Origin of the sequence: Idiomarina sp. X4, from assembly GCF_002808045.1 — a bacterium.
Taxonomy (GTDB): domain Bacteria; phylum Pseudomonadota; class Gammaproteobacteria; order Enterobacterales; family Alteromonadaceae; genus Idiomarina.
In genome coordinates this window covers 2,374,418-2,391,382 of record NZ_CP025000.1, presented here as the reverse complement: position 1 = coordinate 2,391,382, position 16,965 = coordinate 2,374,418, and the positions used below count along the sequence as shown (strand labels likewise).

Sequence of the window (16,965 nt, the reverse complement as noted above, 5' to 3'; positions counted from 1 at the left end):
GAAATTCCATATGCAGCGGGGTTATTAAAAATGTTCACCTGTATCCTTACTGTGAACCCCTAATTAGGGCCAAGCCCTAGCTAGTTTCTGAGAGTTTGCTGTGGGCAAACGTCAATACTTGTTCCAATACGTCTTTAATCGGCGTATCAGTAGAATCCAAATACAAAGAATCCTCCGCGGGCTTCAATGGCGCCACAGAGCGATTCATATCGCGATCATCGCGTTCTTTAATTTCGTTTACTAATTGATCAATATTAGCATCAAAGCCCTTTTCCTTCAATTGATCAAAGCGTCTTTGGGCACGTTCTTCGGCAGACGCAGTTAAAAACACTTTTGCATCGGCGTCAGTGAACACCACTGTTCCCATATCGCGACCATCAGCGACTAAGCCTGGCAATTCCTTAAAGCCACGTTGACGACGCAATAGCGCCTCGCGTACACGCGGGAGCGCCGCAATCTTCGACGCCATATTACCGACTTCTTCCGTGCGTATCGTTAACGTAACGTCTTCGCCTTCCAAAATAATATGTGTCAGTGACTTTTCTTCGTCGGCTTCAAATTTTACATCCAAATGAGCGGCTAAAGCCACCAGGCTTTCCTCATCTTCCGGCGTGAAGTCGTGATGTATCGCAGCCAAGGCCAAAACGCGGTAAATTGCACCGCTGTCGAGCAAGTGCCACCCCAGCTTTTCTGCGAGTAACCGACTGATAGTGCCTTTCCCTGCACCACTAGGACCATCAATTGTAATGACGGGGATATGCGTTGCCATAAAATCCTCAATTTGCTCTGCGTATTGCAGCTTTTAGCGGCGCAATTATACGCATTTGTGAAAAAATTGCATTAATCAGGAGCACGAAATAACAGGAAGGCTGAGTTTAATCAGTAACTTTGACAGATTCGTGAAAACTCTTGGAAATAAGTAGGGTACGTTTTACGACAACAGTCAGGATCATTAATAGTGATACCAACGGGAGAAAAAGCGATTAATGAGAAACACATGGCCATCCGATGGTCTTTATAGGTGTCTATTTCAGCGCTTTGCCAATGCTGAACCGGGTGTATTTTTATATAATCGGCACCTTCTTCTATCTCTGCACCCAGCTTTCGTAACTCTGTCGCCATTGCCGATAATCGGTCTGTTTCCTTTACACGCCAGTTAGCAACGTTGCGAATAATGGTTGGTTTATCGGCAAATAACGCTAACGGGGCAACCGTCATAGCAGCGTCAGGAATAGCATTAAAGTCTTGCTCAATACCTTTAACCTGTCCTGAGCCTGTTACTGTCATTTGATGCTGACCCATGTCAACGTTACCACCCATTGCCTGAATGACTTCTGCAAACGCTTTATCACCCTGAATAGACGCAGCGCCGACACCTTCGATAGTAACCGGTCCCCCACCGAGCAATGCCGCAGCCATCCAATAGGAAGCACCGCTAGCGTCACCTTCAACATGATAGTCTCCGGGCGACATATACGACTGCCTCCCTTCTATGTGAAAGCAATTTTCAGAAGCGCGCTCAATCACAACACCAAAGTCAGCTAACATTTTTAACGTGAGTTCGATATAAGGTTTCGACACCACCTCGCCCACCAAAGTTAAGGTGGAGTCGCCTTTTAGCAGCGGTAATGCCATGAGCAACGCGGAAATAAATTGGCTAGAAACGGAACCGTCAATAAAGAAATCACCAGCGTTCAGACCCGATTTAATTAGAACGGGGGGAAAACCGGACGTCTTTTGATAGATTACCCCTGCGCCTTGCGCTTGCAACGCTTCAACCAAGTGTTGAACGGGACGTTCCTGCATACGGGCATCGCCTGTCAGCTCAACTTGTTGATTGACGTTTAACGTAGCAGCAAGCACCGCTATTAGCGGTCGCATGGCGGTTCCAGCATTACCTAAAGGCAACGATGTTTCGGTAGGCTTCCAACGCCCGGAAAGCCCGGTAACCACCATCGTATTATCGACTTTTTCACACTGAACACCCAAGGCTACCAAGGCATTGAGCATGTGTTCAGTGTCTTCGCTGTTGAGTAAATTGTGTAACCGGACAGGTTCAGAGCAGAGCGCTGACATTAACAACGCCCTGTTGGCAATACTTTTAGAGCCCGGAAGCACAACGGTTCCGCTGCATTGACTCCGGGATTCAAGGAAAATCGATTCAGCCACGCAGCTTTTTCATCGCCTTAATAAACGCATCGTTTTCTTCTGGTAAACCAATACTGACACGTAAATGGTTCGGCAGCTCATAGCCTGTAACCGGACGAACAATCACGCCTTCGTGCAAAAGCTCATCGTACAGTTTCTCCGCATCCGGACCGACTTCAATGGTCAGGAAGTTGCCGTAAGACGGAATATAGTTTAAGCCTGCGCTCTCACAAAAGTCAGTTAGCTGTTTCATGCCATGGGCATTAATCTCGACGGCTTTTTGCAAGTAAGCATGATCATCCAACACGACTTCTGCCGCTTTTAAGGACAGTGAATTCATATTAAATGGCTGACGAATACGGTTTAATACATCAGCAATGCTTTCATGGCTTACTGCATAACCTGCGCGTAATCCAGCCAACCCGTAGGCTTTTGAAAACGTGCGGCTTACTACAAGGTTGGGATACTCCTTAATCCACTCAACCGATGGCGCCCGTTCTGCTTCAGGTACGTACTCATAATAAGCTTCATCTAACACAACAATGACATTTTGAGGCACTTTGTCCAAAAACGCATTAATTGACGCGGTCGTTAAAAAAGTGCCCGTTGGGTTATTTGGGTTAGCGATGAAAATCATCTTGGTTTTGCTTGTTATAGCAGCCGCCATACCGTCAAGATCGTGCCCGTAATCAACCGCGGGTACTGCAACAGGTTTTGCTCCAATGGCCTGGGTAACTAACGGGTAAACGACAAACGCGTGCTGTGAGAAAATGACTTCGTCCTGATCAGATACGAACGTACGCGCCAGAATTTCCAACACGTCATTAGAGCCATTGCCTAAAGTAATTTGTTGCGTTGCCACTGAGTTCAGTTCAGCCAGGCGGCTTTTCAGGTAATACCCGTTCGCGTCCGGATAACGCACTAAGTCATTAAGCTCGGCTTCCAGTGCGGTTTTGACTTTCTCGCTCAAACCTAATGGATTCTCGTTTGACGCTAATTTGACGACGTGCTTTAAACCCAGTTCGCGCTGCAATTCAGACACCGGTTTGCCCGCCTGATAAGGTCGAAGCTGCTTTACACCAGGGTTAACCAATGACAATGCATCAAAATTACTCATAATTCTCGTAAGCCTTTTGTTTTATTATTTTTGGAACTTAACTCTATTTTGATTCTAGCTTTGACTTCTCTCAAAATCCGCCATAAAACTCAGTAACGCTTTAACACCGCCTATCGGCATTGCATTATAAATACTTGCTCGCATGCCACCCACAAAACGATGCCCTTTCAAGCCTTTGAAACCTGCGGCTTCGGCCTGAGCTAAAAACTCAACATCCAATTTGTCATCAGCAAGCTGGAAAGGCACGTTCATAATAGAGCGATACTGCGGGTTAACGGTATTTCGGTAAAAGTCAGACTTGTCGATAAAGTCATACAATAACTGAGCCTTTTCATGGTTGATTCGACCCATTTCGGACAAACCACCTTGCGCCTTAAGCCATTTGAACACCAACCCAGCTAAATACCAGGCAAAAGTGTTAGGCGTGTTATACATAGACCCGTCTTTCGCCTGTAACTGATAGTCCATAATCGATGAAACCTGCTTCTGTGGTGACCCCAGCAAGTCTCGTTTTACGATGGCAATAGCGAAGCCTGACGGACCAATATTCTTTTGCGCACCAGCGTAAATAACACCAAATTTAGATACGTCCAGCGGCTCCGATAGTATATTTGACGACATGTCTGCCACAATGGGCGCATTAACATTAGGAATATCGTGAAGTGCAATACCGTCCACGGTTTCATTGGGGCAATAATGAAAATACGCTGCATTGTCAGACAACTGCCAATCATCCGGAGACTCAATCTCTTTACCTTTAACGCCCTCTTTCACCTGGCCTGCCACGTTAACTTTAGCAACAAACTTTTCAGCCTCGCGTATAGCAAAACCCGACCAAATACCGGTATCCAGGTAATCTACCGTTGAATCAGGCGCGGCAATATTCTGCGGTACTGCGGAAAACTGGCCGCGACCACCGCCTTGTAAAAACAAGACGTCGTAGTCATCCGGAACATCCAGTAAGTCACGTAAGTCTTGCTCAGCCTCTCGTGCCATGCGCACATACGCCGGGTCACGGTGCGACATTTCCATCACAGAAACGCCTTGGTTATTCCAGTTGAGAAGTTCTTTCTGAGCTTGCTTTAAAACATCGACCGGCAACATTGCCGGTCCTGCTGAAAAGTTAAATACGTCACTCATTATTCTTCAGAAGCTCCTTCTTGGTTGGCTCCGTCTTCTTCGCCATTATCGGCAACAACGTCACCTTCAATCAGCTCTTCGTCTTCATCAATTTCATCAATGCGCTGCAAGCCGACAACTTTTTCGTCATCACCAGTGCGAATTAGGCGGACACCTTGCGTGTTACGACCAACCGTAGATACTTCGTTGACGCGAGTTCTAACCAATGTGCCTTTATTACTGATAAGCATAATTTCGTTGCCATCGATAACTTCCATCGCACCGACAACCGAGCCATTTCGCTCACTCACTTTAATAGAAACCACACCTTTGGTTGCACGGCTCTTAGCTGGGTATTCACTCAATGGCGTACGCTTACCATAACCATTCTCTGTAACCGTCAGAACGGCCGCTTCCTGGTCTTCGTACTCACGCGGCACTATAAGTGACACCACACGCTGGCCTTCTTCCAAACGAATACCGCGAACACCCGTTGCAGTGCGACCCATAGAGCGAACCTGCTCTTCCGCAAAGCGAACCACTTTACCCGCATCTGAGAACAACATGATGTCGCCATTACCGTCAGTAATATCAACACCGATAAGCTCGTCGCCTTCCACCAGGTTAAGAGCAATGATTCCACCATTACGTGGGCGAGAATACTCAGGCAATGGTGTCTTCTTAATCGTGCCGTTCTTCGTTGCCATAACCACGAACTTGTCTTCCGGATAGTCGCGGGTTGGCAGAATAGCGGTAATGCGTTCATCCTCTTCAAGAGGCAGCAAGTTAACAATCGGCTTACCGCGCGATGCTCGGCTTGCTAACGGCAACTGATACACCTTCATCCAGTAAATACGACCACGAGTCGAGAAGCACAAAATGGTGTCGTGCGTATTCGCAACCCACAGACGTTCAATGAAGTCTTCGTCCTTCATTTTCGTTGCGGCTTTACCTTTACCGCCACGGCGCTGTGCTTCGTACTCAGTCAGCGGCTGATATTTCACATAACCTTCATGAGAGAGCGTCAACACAACATCTTCTTCATTAATCAGGTCTTCCATGCTGATGTCGTGCGCTGCAGCAGTAATATCTGTCTTACGTTCGTCACCAAAGTTATCACGAATTTCAACAAGCTCTTCGCGAATCACTTCCATTAGACGCTCTGAGCTACGCAAAATGTGCAATAGTTCAGCGATTTGCTCTAACAGACCTTTGTATTCATCAAGAATTTTCTCGTGCTCTAAGCCTGTGAGTTTGTGTAAACGTAAATCAAGAATGGCTTGCGCTTGTGCTTCGGTCAGATGATAGTTGTCACCTTTAATGCCGTACTCTTCCGGCAAGTGATCCGGACGTGCCGCATCAACACCAGCCGTTTCCAGCATGGCAGCAACGTCACCCAGCTTCCAGGCACGGGAAATAAGCCCGGCTTTCGCTTCCGCAGGTGTTGGAGAGCGACGAATTAACTCAATAACTTCATCTATATTCGCCAGCGATATCGCCAGACCTTCCAAGATATGAGCACGTTCACGCGCCTTACGTAACTCGTAAACCGAGCGGCGAGTTACAACTTCGCGACGGTGACGGATAAAGCAATCCAGCATGTCGCGCAAATTAAATAGACGCGGCTGATTTTTATCCAGCGCCACCATATTAATACCAAACACCACTTGTAATTGGGTGTTTGCGTATAAGTGATTCAGTACCACCTCGCCAACATCACCACGGCGTATTTCAATGACAATGCGCATACCGTCTTTGTCAGACTCGTCGCGCAAGGCGCTAATACCTTCAACGCGCTTCTCTTTTACTAGTTCAGCAATTTTTTCAATTAAGCGCGCTTTGTTCACTTGATACGGAATTTCCGTAACAATAATGGTTTCTTTGCCGGTTTTTTCGTCAACTTCTACTTCCGCTTTAGCACGCAAGTGAATGCGACCACGACCCGTTTTGTACGCTTCTACAATGCCGCTCCGGCCTGAAATGGTGGCAGCCGTTGGGAAGTCCGGACCCGGGATGTATTCCATTAACCCATCAACATCGATATCTGGGTTGTCGATCATCGCCAGAGAGCCGTTAATGACCTCAGTCAGGTTATGCGGCGGAATATTGGTCGCCATACCAACCGCGATACCGGAAGAACCGTTAACCAAAAGGTTAGGAACACGTGTTGGCAGTACGTCAGGAATGCGCTCAGTACCGTCATAGTTATCGACAAAGTCGACGGTTTCCTTGTCTAAATCGGCCAGTAACTGGTGAGAGATTTTAGCCATGCGAATTTCGGTGTAACGCATCGCCGCTGCAGAGTCGCCATCGACCGAGCCAAAGTTACCCTGCCCGTCAACCAGCATGTAACGCAATGAAAAGTCCTGCGCCATACGAACAATAGTGTCATACACCGCGCTGTCACCGTGCGGGTGATATTTACCGATAACGTCACCGACCACACGCGCTGACTTTTTATAGGGTTTGTTGTAGTCGTTACGCAACTCGTTCATTGCGAATAAGACACGTCGGTGTACCGGTTTTAATCCGTCCCTGACGTCAGGCAATGCACGCCCGACGATAACGCTCATCGCATAATCGAGATAAGAGCTTTTTAATTCATCTTCGATATTAACCGGTGACACTTCTCTGGCTAGATCGCTCATAGTTCAGTCCCTAAAATAAAAATCCGCATATCTTTGTTATTTTGATGCAGTCATTGTACCCATCCGAAACGAGTCTCGCACCCTCTTTTTCTTATTCTTTAGCTAGGGTAGACTAGCCGCGTTATTTATCGCTCACAACAGTGCACTCCATGACTCAAGAAAACAAAAATACTGAACAAAAAAACGTCGATTTAGAAGAAATCGCTAAGTTCTCGGCCCTAGCCTCGCGTTGGTGGGACCCGGAAGGCGAATTCAAACCTTTGCACGAAATTAACCCGGTTCGGCTGTCTTTTATTGAGCAACACGCTAATGGCTTATTTGGCAAAAGCATTCTCGATGTTGGTTGTGGTGGTGGTCTGCTCAGCGAAGCTATGGCAGAGCGTGGTGCCAAAGTTACCGGTATCGATTTAGCCGAAGAGTCACTAAAAATTGCTCGTCTGCATGCATTGGAAAGCGACGTTTCTGTCGATTATCAATGTGTCGCCGTTGAAAATCACGCGGCCGAACATGAAAGTCAGTATGATGCGGTAACCTGTTTAGAAATGCTGGAACACGTGCCTGACCCAGCCTCTATAGTTAATGCCTGCGCAAAAGCGGTTAAACCCGGCGGTTTAGTGTTTTTCTCAACCCTAAACCGTAACGTTAAGTCCTGGCTGCTGGGTATTTTGGCTGCTGAACATATACTGGGTTGGGTGCCCAAAGGCACACACCAGCATCAGCGTTTTATTAAGCCGTCGGAACTTCTTCGTATGGCCGATGAAGCCGGACTTAATGAGATTGATATTAATGGATTAATTTTCCATCCATTAAAAGGATTCACTTTGTCAGAAACCGACATAGACGTGAATTACATTACTGTTTTACAAAAGCCTCTGACCTAGCTCATGACCAATCTCGCTAATAACCCCAAGCTTCCCGAAGGCGTGCTATTCGATCTCGATGGCACCTTGCTGAACACGGCTCCTGATCTCGGCGCGGCACTAAATAATGTGTGCGCTTTATATGGTAAAGAACCTGTTCATGAAGACATTTACACGCCAGTTGCCTCCCATGGTTCCAGAGGTTTGCTAAAGCTGGCCTTTTCAGAAGAGCTGCAGACCCATGAAAGCGAGTTACGGAAAGCTTTTTTGGACGCCTATTCGAACAGTATTGCCGCTAAGACCCATGTGTACGAAGGTGTTGTACCGCTACTCAATGCTCTGATTCAAGCTCAAATAAAAGTAGCAATTGTTACTAACAAACCTAAGCAGTTGACCCAAGAATTACTGCCTAGCTTTCCCGAGTTTGATGTCTTTGAATCAGTTGTTTGCGGAGACACTCTAAGTGTATCAAAACCCGACCCTGCGCCCTTACTTCTGGCCACAGAGCAGTTGGGGGTTAATCCTACAAGCTGTATCTACGTGGGTGACGCTGAACGAGATATTCAGGCTGGCCGTAACGCTGAAATGACAACGGTACTGGCTCATTATGGGTATATTAGCGACAGTGACTCACCAGCCGATTGGAAAGCCGACTATGGAATTAGCACACCATTAGAATTACTGGATATTATTGGACTACCACAACCTTGATCTATTAACCCATTTTTAAAGACAAAAAAGTTATAAAAAGCCGAGGTCCTCGCAAACTCACGTCTAATAAAGGCTAGAAAAAAATCAACAATTAAACGTCGAATTTCTTTTCATTTTCTCGATAAATTCGCTTGATCAAAGTCTGACTAAGACCTAGCATACTGAAAAATCAAAGACACTAGATATTGTGTGAATTTCACTCTGTATAACTAATGACCACAATATCTTGTGGCTACATATCTATAACAAAAAGCTAAGAGTCGGCGCAAAATGAACGAGCAACTGTATGTCACCAAACGTAGCGGAGAGCGTGAACCGCTAAACCTAGATAAAATCCATCGAGTGATCATGTGGGCAGCGGAAGGCCTGCATAATGTTTCCGCTTCTCAAGTCGAAATTAAGTCTCATATTCAGTTTTACGATGGCATTAAAACCGAAGACATTCACGAGACCATTATTAAGGCTGCAGCTGATTTAATCTCGGAAGAAGCTCCTGACTATCAGTACATGGCCGCGCGTCTGGCTATCTTTCATTTACGTAAGCGTGCTTACGGGAAATTTGAACCCCCTCGTTTATTCGATCACGTCAAGAAAATGGTGGCAGAGCACCGTTATGACGAGCACTTGCTGGAAGACTACAGCGAAGCTGAGTTTGATCAGATGGACGAGATTGTCGACCACTGGCGCGACATGAATTTCTCCTATGCAGCGGTCAAGCAGCTTGAAAATAAATATTTAGTGCAGAACCGTGTGACTGGCGATATTTATGAAAGCGCCCAGTTCTTATACATTTTAGTCGCTGCCTGCTTGTTCGCGAACTATCCGAAAGCAACTCGCATGGATTACATCAAGCGTTTCTATGATGCAACGTCTGAGTTTAAAATTTCACTACCAACACCCATTATGTCTGGCGTTCGTACACCAACACGTCAGTTCAGTTCATGCGTATTAATTGAAACGGGCGACAGCCTGGACTCTATTAACGCGACCGCCAGCGCCATTGTGAAATACGTTTCTCAACGAGCCGGTATTGGTATTAATGCCGGTCGCATTCGTGCGCTGGGCAGCCCAATTCGAAACGGTGAAGCGTTCCACACTGGCTGTATTCCTTTCTACAAATACTTCCAGACGGCGGTTAAGAGCTGTTCGCAAGGCGGTGTTCGTGGTGGCGCAGCAACTCTGTTCTACCCACTATGGCATTTAGAAGTAGAAAGCTTGTTGGTGCTTAAGAACAACCGTGGCGTTGAAGAAAACCGTGTTCGTCATTTGGACTACGGCGTTCAATTCAACCGCTTGATGTATCAACGTTTGATTAAAGACGACTACATTACGCTATTCAGCCCTTCTGACGTACCGGGCCTGTACGACGCATTCTTCGAAGATCAGGAGAAGTTCGAGCAGCTGTACGTTCAGTATGAGCAAGACGAAAGCATTCGTAAAAAACGCATTAAAGCCATTGAGCTATTCAGCCTGTTTATGCAGGAGCGTGCCAGCACGGGGCGTATTTACGTACAAAACGTTGACCACTGCAATACGCATAGCCCGTTTGACTCGAAAGTTGCGCCTATTCGTCAAAGCAATCTGTGTCTGGAAATTGCTTTGCCAACTAAGCCATTACAACACGTCAATGACGAAGAAGGTGAAATTGCGCTGTGTACCCTGTCAGCATTCAACTTGGGTAAAATTAGCGACTTAGGCGAGTTTGAAGAACTGGCTGACTTAGCCGTTCGTGCGCTCGACAGCCTACTCGACTATCAGGAATACCCAGTTCCAGCAGCGTATAATGCGACTATGAACCGTCGTACTTTAGGTATTGGTGTCATTAACTTCGCTTATTACTTGGCTAAGCACGGTGTTAAATACTCTGACGGCTCGGCGAACAGTCTGGTTCACAAAACCTTCGAAGCTATACAGTATTACCTGATGAAAGCCTCAATGAACCTGGCAAAAGAAAAAGGGGCCTGTCCGAAGTTTAACGAGACTACCTACTCGCAAGGCATTATGCCGACAGATACTTATAAGAAAGAGCTGGACAGTGTTTGTAATGAGCCTCTGCATCTCGACTGGGATCAACTGCGCGCTGATATTAAGCAGCACGGTATGCGCAACTCTACCCTTTCAGCGCTTATGCCATCTGAAACGTCTTCGCAAATTTCAAATGCGACCAATGGCATCGAGCCACCGCGCGGTTTTGTCAGCGTAAAAGCGTCAAAAGATGGTGTTACTAAGCAAGTAGTTCCGGACTACGAAACCCTGAAAGATAAATATGAACTGCTGTGGCAAATTCCGAATAATAAAGGTTACTTAGAGTTAGTCGGTATTATGCAGAAGTTTGTCGACCAAACTATTTCTGCCAACACCAACTACGATCCAGGCAAGTTCGATGCGGGTAAAGTACCGATGAAACAGTTGTTACAAGACCTGCTGACATCTTACAAGCTGGGCGTTAAGACCCTCTATTATCACAACACGCGTGACGGTGCGGCCGATAATCAATCAGATATCGCAGCCCGTAAAACAGCAGAAAAGCCTGGTGCACAGCCATCTGAAGTCATCATTGAAGAAGATGACGACTGTGCCGGCGGCGCTTGTAAAATTTAAAAGAAGGATTTTGCGAAATGTCGTACTCAACGTTTAACCAGGAACAAACGAACCCGTTAACCGAACCTATGTTTTTAGGTAACTCGGTTAACGTGGCTCGATACGATCAACAAAAACACAGTATTTTTGAAAAGCTTATAGAAAAACAAATTAGCTTTTTCTGGCGCCCTGAAGAAATTGACGTAAGCCGTGACCGAGTCGACTTTAATAAACTCACTGACAGCGAAAAGCACGTGTTTATTTCAAACCTGAAATATCAAACACTGCTGGATTCTATTCAGGGTCGTTCACCAAATATTGCGTTGTTACCGATTGTGTCGATTCCAGAGTTAGAAACCTGGATTGAGACCTGGTCATTCTTTGAGACCATTCACTCTCGCTCATACACGCATATTTTGCGTAACTTGTTTACTGACCCAAGCGAAGTGTTTGAAGACATCGTTATTAACGAGCAAATTAAAATTCGTGCGAACGATATTTCGCAATACTACGACGACCTTATTTTCTACACACAGCTGTGGCAAACCCACGGTGAAGGTGAAGTAACGATCGACGGTGAAACGTACAATGTGACTCAGCGCGAAATTAAAAAGAAACTGTTCTTGTGCATTAACTCGGTGAACGCACTGGAAGCCATTCGTTTCTATGTCAGCTTTGCCTGTACTTTCGCATTCGCTGAGCGTGAGCTCATGGAAGGTAACGCCAAAATCATTAAGCTGATTGCACGCGATGAAAACGTCCATTTAACTTCAACTCAGCATATTCTGAACTTATGGCAGTACGGCGAAGACGACCCAGAAATGAAAGAAATTGCCGAAGAGCTGCGTGACGAAGCTTATGAAATTTTCATGACCGCAGTGAAGCAGGAAAAGCAATGGGCTCACTACCTGTTCAAAGACGGATCAATGATTGGTCTGAACGAGAGCATGTTATGTCAGTACGTTGAGTACATCGCCAACCTACGTATGCAGGCAATAGGCTTTGACGCTCCTTTCGAAAATATGCGCTCTAACCCGCTGCCGTGGATGAACAAGTATTTGGTTTCTGACAACGTGCAGGTGGCTCCTCAGGAAGCGGAAATTACCTCTTACCTGGTTGGCCAAATTGATAGCGAAGTTAACGCCTCCGATCTTGGGGACTTTGATCTCTAAGCTATGACTAAAACCTTTAACGTCAAAGTTAACGGTGGGCCTGAGCTTGCCGTTGACGCGACTGAAGGAACGTTGCTGGAGACACTGGAAAAACACCAGCTGGAAATGCACTACCATTGTCGTAGTGGATTTTGTGGTGCATGCCGGACTAAACTAAATTCTGGTCAAGTACGTTATACCACTGAGCCGTTAGCTTACGTTCGAAAGGGCGATATTTTGCCCTGCTGTTGCGTACCGGAATCCGACCTGGATATTGAACACTAGCACAGAGCGTATTGGCTATTCACAGAATCGATTACAGTCATCGGTAAGAGCCATTTGTTTTTATGCCTAAAAAATGGATAATTCCCGATAACACTGATTAAGGAAGAGGTATTTCATGTTTACAGTAATTTTTGGACGCCCTGGCTGCCCGTTCTGCGTACGCGCAAAAGAAGTTGCCGAACAGTTAAAAGCAGACCGCGATGACTTCGATTATCGCTACGTTGATATTCACGCAGAAGGCATTTCTAAAGCGGACTTAGAAAAAACGGTTGGAAAGCCGGTACACACAGTACCTCAAATTTTTGTTGACGAGTCACACGTTGGCGGCTTCACTGAGTTTGAAGCATACGCAAAAGAGAACTTAGGCCTATACACGGCTTAATATTTCGAGCGTTAGCTTGAGAAAGGCGGCTTATTTCAGCCGCCTTTTTTGATCGCCTCTATGGCCTGCTTCACTCGCTTCTCAGACACTGGATATTTCGTTCCTAACGTCTGAGCAAAGAACGAAACTCTCAGCTCCTCTATCATCCAGCGAATTTCAGCTACATCTTCAGGAATCAAAGCGCCGGTTTTATAACGTTTTAAGACCGCACTATAGGCTTCCTGTAAATTACTGAGCGCTATGGTCATTAAGCGATCTTTATTGGGATCCACCGGCAGTTTTTCCAAACGACGTTGCATGGCTTTTAAGTAGCGCACAATATCGTCGAGCCGTTGTTCACCAAACCTCGAGACAAAGCCCGGAAAAATTAAGTTATCCAGTTGATCCTGAATGTCACCTCGCGACTGAATTTGATCGAGCGGAATTTTACCTTTAAGCGCTTTGCGAACATCCTGCGAATGTGTCAGACATTGCTCAACCCTGAGCGCTATCTGTTCAACTCGTTCGTTCAATTCGCCTCGCACTTGCTCTTTTAAGCGTTCAAAACCTTGTTCGTCTCTTAGCCTATTTCCTGCTTCAAGTTGCTCGTCAATCACCGCATCAACCGCTGCGGCAATACAGTCTTCAATTAGAGTTTCTACCTTACCCCAGGGGTTAAAGTACATCGCCAGCTTCGCTTTATTCGATAGCGACTTTTGCAAATGCTTTACTGGTGATGGAATTTGCTTTAACAACAGTCGACGCAAGCCCTGTCGGTGCTGCTGTTCGGCTTCTTCTTTCGAGTCAAATAACTGCAACGCAACCTCACGGCTGCCTTTAATCGCTAAGCCAGGATAAGCCTTAATTTCAAACCCCTGCTGCGCTTCTGTCACCACCTCCGGCAAATCGTCAAAGTCCCAGCTTTCAACGTCATCGCGGCTAATATCATCACCAGCAGCCTTTTCCAGACGTTGCTGAACCTTCCCGGACAGCTCGTCTTGTAAACGTTGTAAATCTCTGCCCTGCTTTATGAGCTTTTTGCCGTCCAGTACTTTAAAGTTCATACGTAAATGCAATGGCAAACTGTTTTCGTCCCAGCTGTCACCCGGTACGGTTACGCCGGTCATACGGCGAAGTTTGTGTGTCATGGCTTCTAACAACGACATTTCAAAGGGCTCAACGTCAGCCATTATGGCGCCAGCAAAATTAGGCGCAGGCACAAAGTTTCTGCGCAACGCTTTTGGTAGTGACTTAATTAAATGAGCAATGCGCTCTTCGCGCAATGCCGGTATATGCCAGTCAAAACCTTCAGGTTTTACCTGATTAAGCACCCCTAATTGAATATTGACGCTCACCCCATCATCAACCGCATTAGGCTCAAAGTGATAGGTTAATGGCAAACGCAAGTTACCCTGTCGCCAGAACTCCGGATAATCGTTCTCGGTAATGTGTTCGGTCTCACCGGCAATGAGATCATCTCGTTCAAAAAACAATAGCTTCGGCTCTTTTTTGGCAGCTTTATGCCACCAACCGGCTAACAGCTTTTCGTTATAAATGCCTTCCGGTATGTGCCGTTCATACGCTTCAAAAAGGACTTCCTCATCCACCAGAATATCGCGGCGCCGCGACTTCGCCTCCAGGGCCTGAACGTCTTGAATCAGTTTCAAGTTGTGTTGAATAAACGGCAACTTGCGTTGCAATTGACTGTTAACCAAGCCTTCGCGGATGAATATCTCACGCGCCTTAGTTGGTGCTACAGGGCCATACTGAACGCGTCGTCTTGGCACTAACACTAAGCCCAGCATAGTCACCTGCTCGTCTGCCACCACACTGCCTTTTTTCTTCTCAAAGTGCGGCTCTAAATAGCTTTTCTTCACCAAGTGAGAAGCTGCCTCCTCAACCCATAAAGGGTCTATATCCGCATTAATGCGCGCATACAGCTTCGAGGTTTCGACAAGCTCTGCGGTCACCACCCATTTAGGTGGTTTGCCAAAGAGCCCGGAGCCCGGAAAAATGTGAAACTTAGTTTGTCGCGTGCCCTGATATTCATGCCGGTCTTCTTTCATACCTACTTGCGACAACAAACCGGATATAAGCGCACGGTGCACTTGTTCATAAGTCGCAGGCTCTTCATTAATAGAAAAACCAAGCTCCCGCACCGTCTGGCGACTTTGTGTATAAATGTCCTGCCACTCGCGTAGCCGCATGAAATGAATAAATTCACGTGCCACTTGCTTGCGAAACTGATTACCTGACAGCTCTTTTTGCTTGTCTTTTATGTAATTCCATAGGTTCAGATACGCCATGAAGTCGGACTGCTTGTCATGGAACCGCTGATGCCACTCATCGGCTTTTTGTTTAAACTCATGCGGCCGCTCACGCGGATCCTGTATGCTCAAAGCGGCTGTTATCACCAGCATTTCCCGAACACAGCCATACTGTTTGGCGGCCAACACCATTCGCGCCAACCGAGGGTCTAACGGTAAACGAGAAAGCTGCCGTCCTATTTCCGTGAGCCTTGGCTTTTCTCGCTTTTTACCCGGCTCTATGGCATTGAGCTCTTCCAGCAGATTCAAACCGTCTTTAACAAAGCGCTCATCCGGCTTTTGTACAAACGGAAAGTCTCGAATATCCCCAAGACGCAGCGCCGACATTTGTAGAATAACGGCCGCTAAATTTGTCCGTAGTATTTCCGGGTCGGTATATTCCGGACGCTGTAAAAAGTCGTCTTCGCTGTACAAGCGAATACAAATGCCCGGACCGATACGACCGCAACGCCCCTTCCGTTGATTCGCACTGGCCTGCGAAATTGGCTCAATCGGCAAGCGCTGAACCTTTGTTCGGTAACTGTAACGACTAATCCGTACCGTTCCCGGATCAATCACATAGCGGATGCCAGGCACTGTCAGTGACGTTTCCGCCACATTGGTAGCAATGACAATACGTCGTTGAGAATGCGACTGAAACACGCGATTTTGCTCATGGGAAGATAGCCGCGCATAAAGTGGCAGAGTTTCCGTGTTTCTCAGTTTTAAATCGCCAATAGCGTCGGCGTAGTCGCGAATTTCCCGCTCACCGCTCGCAAAAATAAGAATGTCACCGTCCCCTTCACTCTGCAGTTCTTCTACTGCATCACAAACGCCTTGCAGAATATCCGTTTCAGAGGTCTTATTGCCTTCTGATGGGTCACGGTAACGCACTTCCACGGGATAAGTCCGACCGCTAACCGTTAATACCGGTGCATCATGAAAGTGCTTAGAAAAACGTTCGGTTTCAATAGTTGCCGAGGTAATAACAACTTTTAAGTCCGGGCGTTTAGGCAGCAAGGTGTGTAAAACGCCGAGCAAAAAGTCGATGTTTAACGAGCGTTCGTGCGCTTCATCGATAATAATAGCGTCGTATTGCAGTAGTAACGGGTCCTGTTGCAGCTCGGAGAGCAGCATACCGTCAGTCATTAACTTAACAGCAGTCGTCGGGGCGGTTTCATCTTGAAAGCGGATTTTGTAACCTACTTGCTGTTTAGAGTAATCCTGAAGCTCTTCACCAATGCGCGCGGCAACACTTCGGGCCGCTAACCGCCTTGGCTGTGTATGGCCGATGACACCTTTGCGACCATAACCAAGCTCCAGCAGCATTTTCGGTAGCTGAGTCGTTTTACCAGACCCGGTTTCACCAGCGACAACCACCACCTGGTTGTCCTCTATGGCTTTTTTTATATCGTCTCGCTGCTGTGCAACCGGTAAATTTTCAGGGTATTCAATATGAAAAGACTGCTCACAGCGCTGTAAGTAATTCAGCTCCGCCTGCTCAATGTCGGCCTCGATGGCTCTGAGCACTTTTTGCTGCTTCTTTTCATCTTTTATTTTCACCAGCCCACGCAAACGACCGCGCAGTTGCGCGGCCTTTTGGTACGTACATTGCTCTAATTGAGACTGATATTTTTTAACGAAAGGGTTGGTATTCGTTTTGTTACGACTCATAAACT

12 protein-coding genes are annotated in these 16,965 nt (G+C 46.6%); 6 read left to right on the top strand and 6 right to left on the bottom strand.

From position 1 onward, the window contains the following. Positions 1–76: 76 nt before the first annotated feature. The 5 genes from cmk to gyrA form a co-directional block, all read right to left on the bottom strand. Positions 77–769 (bottom strand): (d)CMP kinase, encoded by a 693-nt coding sequence (gene cmk / locus CWC33_RS11555; RefSeq protein ID WP_100692058.1) that lies wholly within the window; start codon positions 767–769, stop codon positions 77–79. 110 nt (positions 770–879) lie between these two features. Further along, positions 880–2,169 (bottom strand): 3-phosphoshikimate 1-carboxyvinyltransferase, encoded by a 1,290-nt coding sequence (gene aroA, locus CWC33_RS11550; protein ID WP_100692057.1) that lies wholly within the window; start codon positions 2,167–2,169, stop codon positions 880–882. Then, the gene (hisC, locus tag CWC33_RS11545; RefSeq protein ID WP_100692056.1) at positions 2,162–3,265 is read right to left on the bottom strand and encodes a histidinol-phosphate transaminase; all 1,104 of its coding nucleotides are present in this window, start codon (positions 3,263–3,265) and stop codon (positions 2,162–2,164) included. Before hisC ends, aroA begins: the two co-directional genes overlap by 8 nt. A 54-nt stretch (positions 3,266–3,319) precedes the next feature. Next, positions 3,320–4,405 carry a 3-phosphoserine/phosphohydroxythreonine transaminase gene (gene serC, locus CWC33_RS11540; RefSeq protein WP_100692055.1) on the bottom strand — a complete coding sequence of 362 codons (1,086 nt, stop codon included), beginning with the start codon at positions 4,403–4,405 and terminating at the stop codon, positions 3,320–3,322. Beyond that, entirely contained in the window at positions 4,405–7,032 is a 2,628-nt protein-coding gene (gyrA, locus tag CWC33_RS11535; RefSeq protein ID WP_100692054.1) for a DNA gyrase subunit A, read from the bottom strand. Before gyrA ends, serC begins: the two co-directional genes overlap by 1 nt. Before the next feature lie 149 nt (positions 7,033–7,181). On the opposite strand from gyrA, the gene ubiG reads away from it, so the two are divergent. From ubiG to CWC33_RS11505, 6 genes are all read left to right on the top strand, one after another. Further along, a complete protein-coding gene (gene ubiG, locus CWC33_RS11530) occupies positions 7,182–7,913 on the top strand; it encodes a bifunctional 2-polyprenyl-6-hydroxyphenol methylase/3-demethylubiquinol 3-O-methyltransferase UbiG (protein ID WP_100692053.1) in 732 nt (243 codons plus the stop codon). 3 nt (positions 7,914–7,916) lie between these two features. Continuing rightward, positions 7,917–8,603, top strand: coding sequence for an HAD family hydrolase (locus tag CWC33_RS11525; RefSeq protein ID WP_100692052.1), 687 nt, complete (start codon positions 7,917–7,919; stop codon positions 8,601–8,603). A 270-nt stretch (positions 8,604–8,873) separates the two neighbouring features. Beyond that, positions 8,874–11,204 carry a class 1a ribonucleoside-diphosphate reductase subunit alpha gene (gene nrdA / locus CWC33_RS11520; protein WP_100692051.1) on the top strand — a complete coding sequence of 777 codons (2,331 nt, stop codon included), beginning with the start codon at positions 8,874–8,876 and terminating at the stop codon, positions 11,202–11,204. A 17-nt stretch (positions 11,205–11,221) separates the two neighbouring features. After that, positions 11,222–12,355, top strand: coding sequence for a class Ia ribonucleoside-diphosphate reductase subunit beta (nrdB, locus tag CWC33_RS11515; RefSeq protein WP_100692050.1), 1,134 nt, complete (start codon positions 11,222–11,224; stop codon positions 12,353–12,355). 3 nt (positions 12,356–12,358) lie between these two features. Continuing rightward, entirely contained in the window at positions 12,359–12,619 is a 261-nt protein-coding gene (yfaE, locus tag CWC33_RS11510) for a class I ribonucleotide reductase maintenance protein YfaE (protein ID WP_100692049.1), read from the top strand. 115 nt (positions 12,620–12,734) lie between these two features. Next, a complete protein-coding gene (locus CWC33_RS11505; RefSeq protein ID WP_100692048.1) occupies positions 12,735–13,001 on the top strand; it encodes a GrxA family glutaredoxin in 267 nt (88 codons plus the stop codon). Positions 13,002–13,036: 35 nt separating this feature from the next. Here the strand turns inward: CWC33_RS11505 and hrpA are convergent, their stop codons facing one another. Further along, complete coding sequence (gene hrpA / locus CWC33_RS11500; RefSeq protein ID WP_100692047.1) at positions 13,037–16,960, bottom strand: ATP-dependent RNA helicase HrpA; 3,924 nt, start codon at positions 16,958–16,960, stop codon at positions 13,037–13,039. Positions 16,961–16,965: the final 5 nt, after the last annotated feature.

Bases quoted from the DNA above. Each gene is read 5' to 3' on its own strand.
- ubiG (WP_100692053.1), top strand. From the start codon at position 7,182: ATGACTCAAGAAAACAAAAATACTGAACAAAAAAACGTCGATTTAGAA.
- nrdB (WP_100692050.1), top strand. From the start codon at position 11,222: ATGTCGTACTCAACGTTTAACCAGGAACAAACGAACCCGTTAACCGAA.
- CWC33_RS11525 (WP_100692052.1), top strand. From the start codon at position 7,917: ATGACCAATCTCGCTAATAACCCCAAGCTTCCCGAAGGCGTGCTATTC.
- yfaE (WP_100692049.1), top strand. From the start codon at position 12,359: ATGACTAAAACCTTTAACGTCAAAGTTAACGGTGGGCCTGAGCTTGCC.
- gyrA (WP_100692054.1), bottom strand. From the start codon at position 7,032: ATGAGCGATCTAGCCAGAGAAGTGTCACCGGTTAATATCGAAGATGAA.
- hisC (WP_100692056.1), bottom strand. From the start codon at position 3,265: ATGAGTAATTTTGATGCATTGTCATTGGTTAACCCTGGTGTAAAGCAG.
- nrdA (WP_100692051.1), top strand. From the start codon at position 8,874: ATGAACGAGCAACTGTATGTCACCAAACGTAGCGGAGAGCGTGAACCG.
- cmk (WP_100692058.1), bottom strand. From the start codon at position 769: ATGGCAACGCATATCCCCGTCATTACAATTGATGGTCCTAGTGGTGCA.
- serC (WP_100692055.1), bottom strand. From the start codon at position 4,405: ATGAGTGACGTATTTAACTTTTCAGCAGGACCGGCAATGTTGCCGGTC.
- hrpA (WP_100692047.1), bottom strand. From the start codon at position 16,960: ATGAGTCGTAACAAAACGAATACCAACCCTTTCGTTAAAAAATATCAG.
- CWC33_RS11505 (WP_100692048.1), top strand. From the start codon at position 12,735: ATGTTTACAGTAATTTTTGGACGCCCTGGCTGCCCGTTCTGCGTACGC.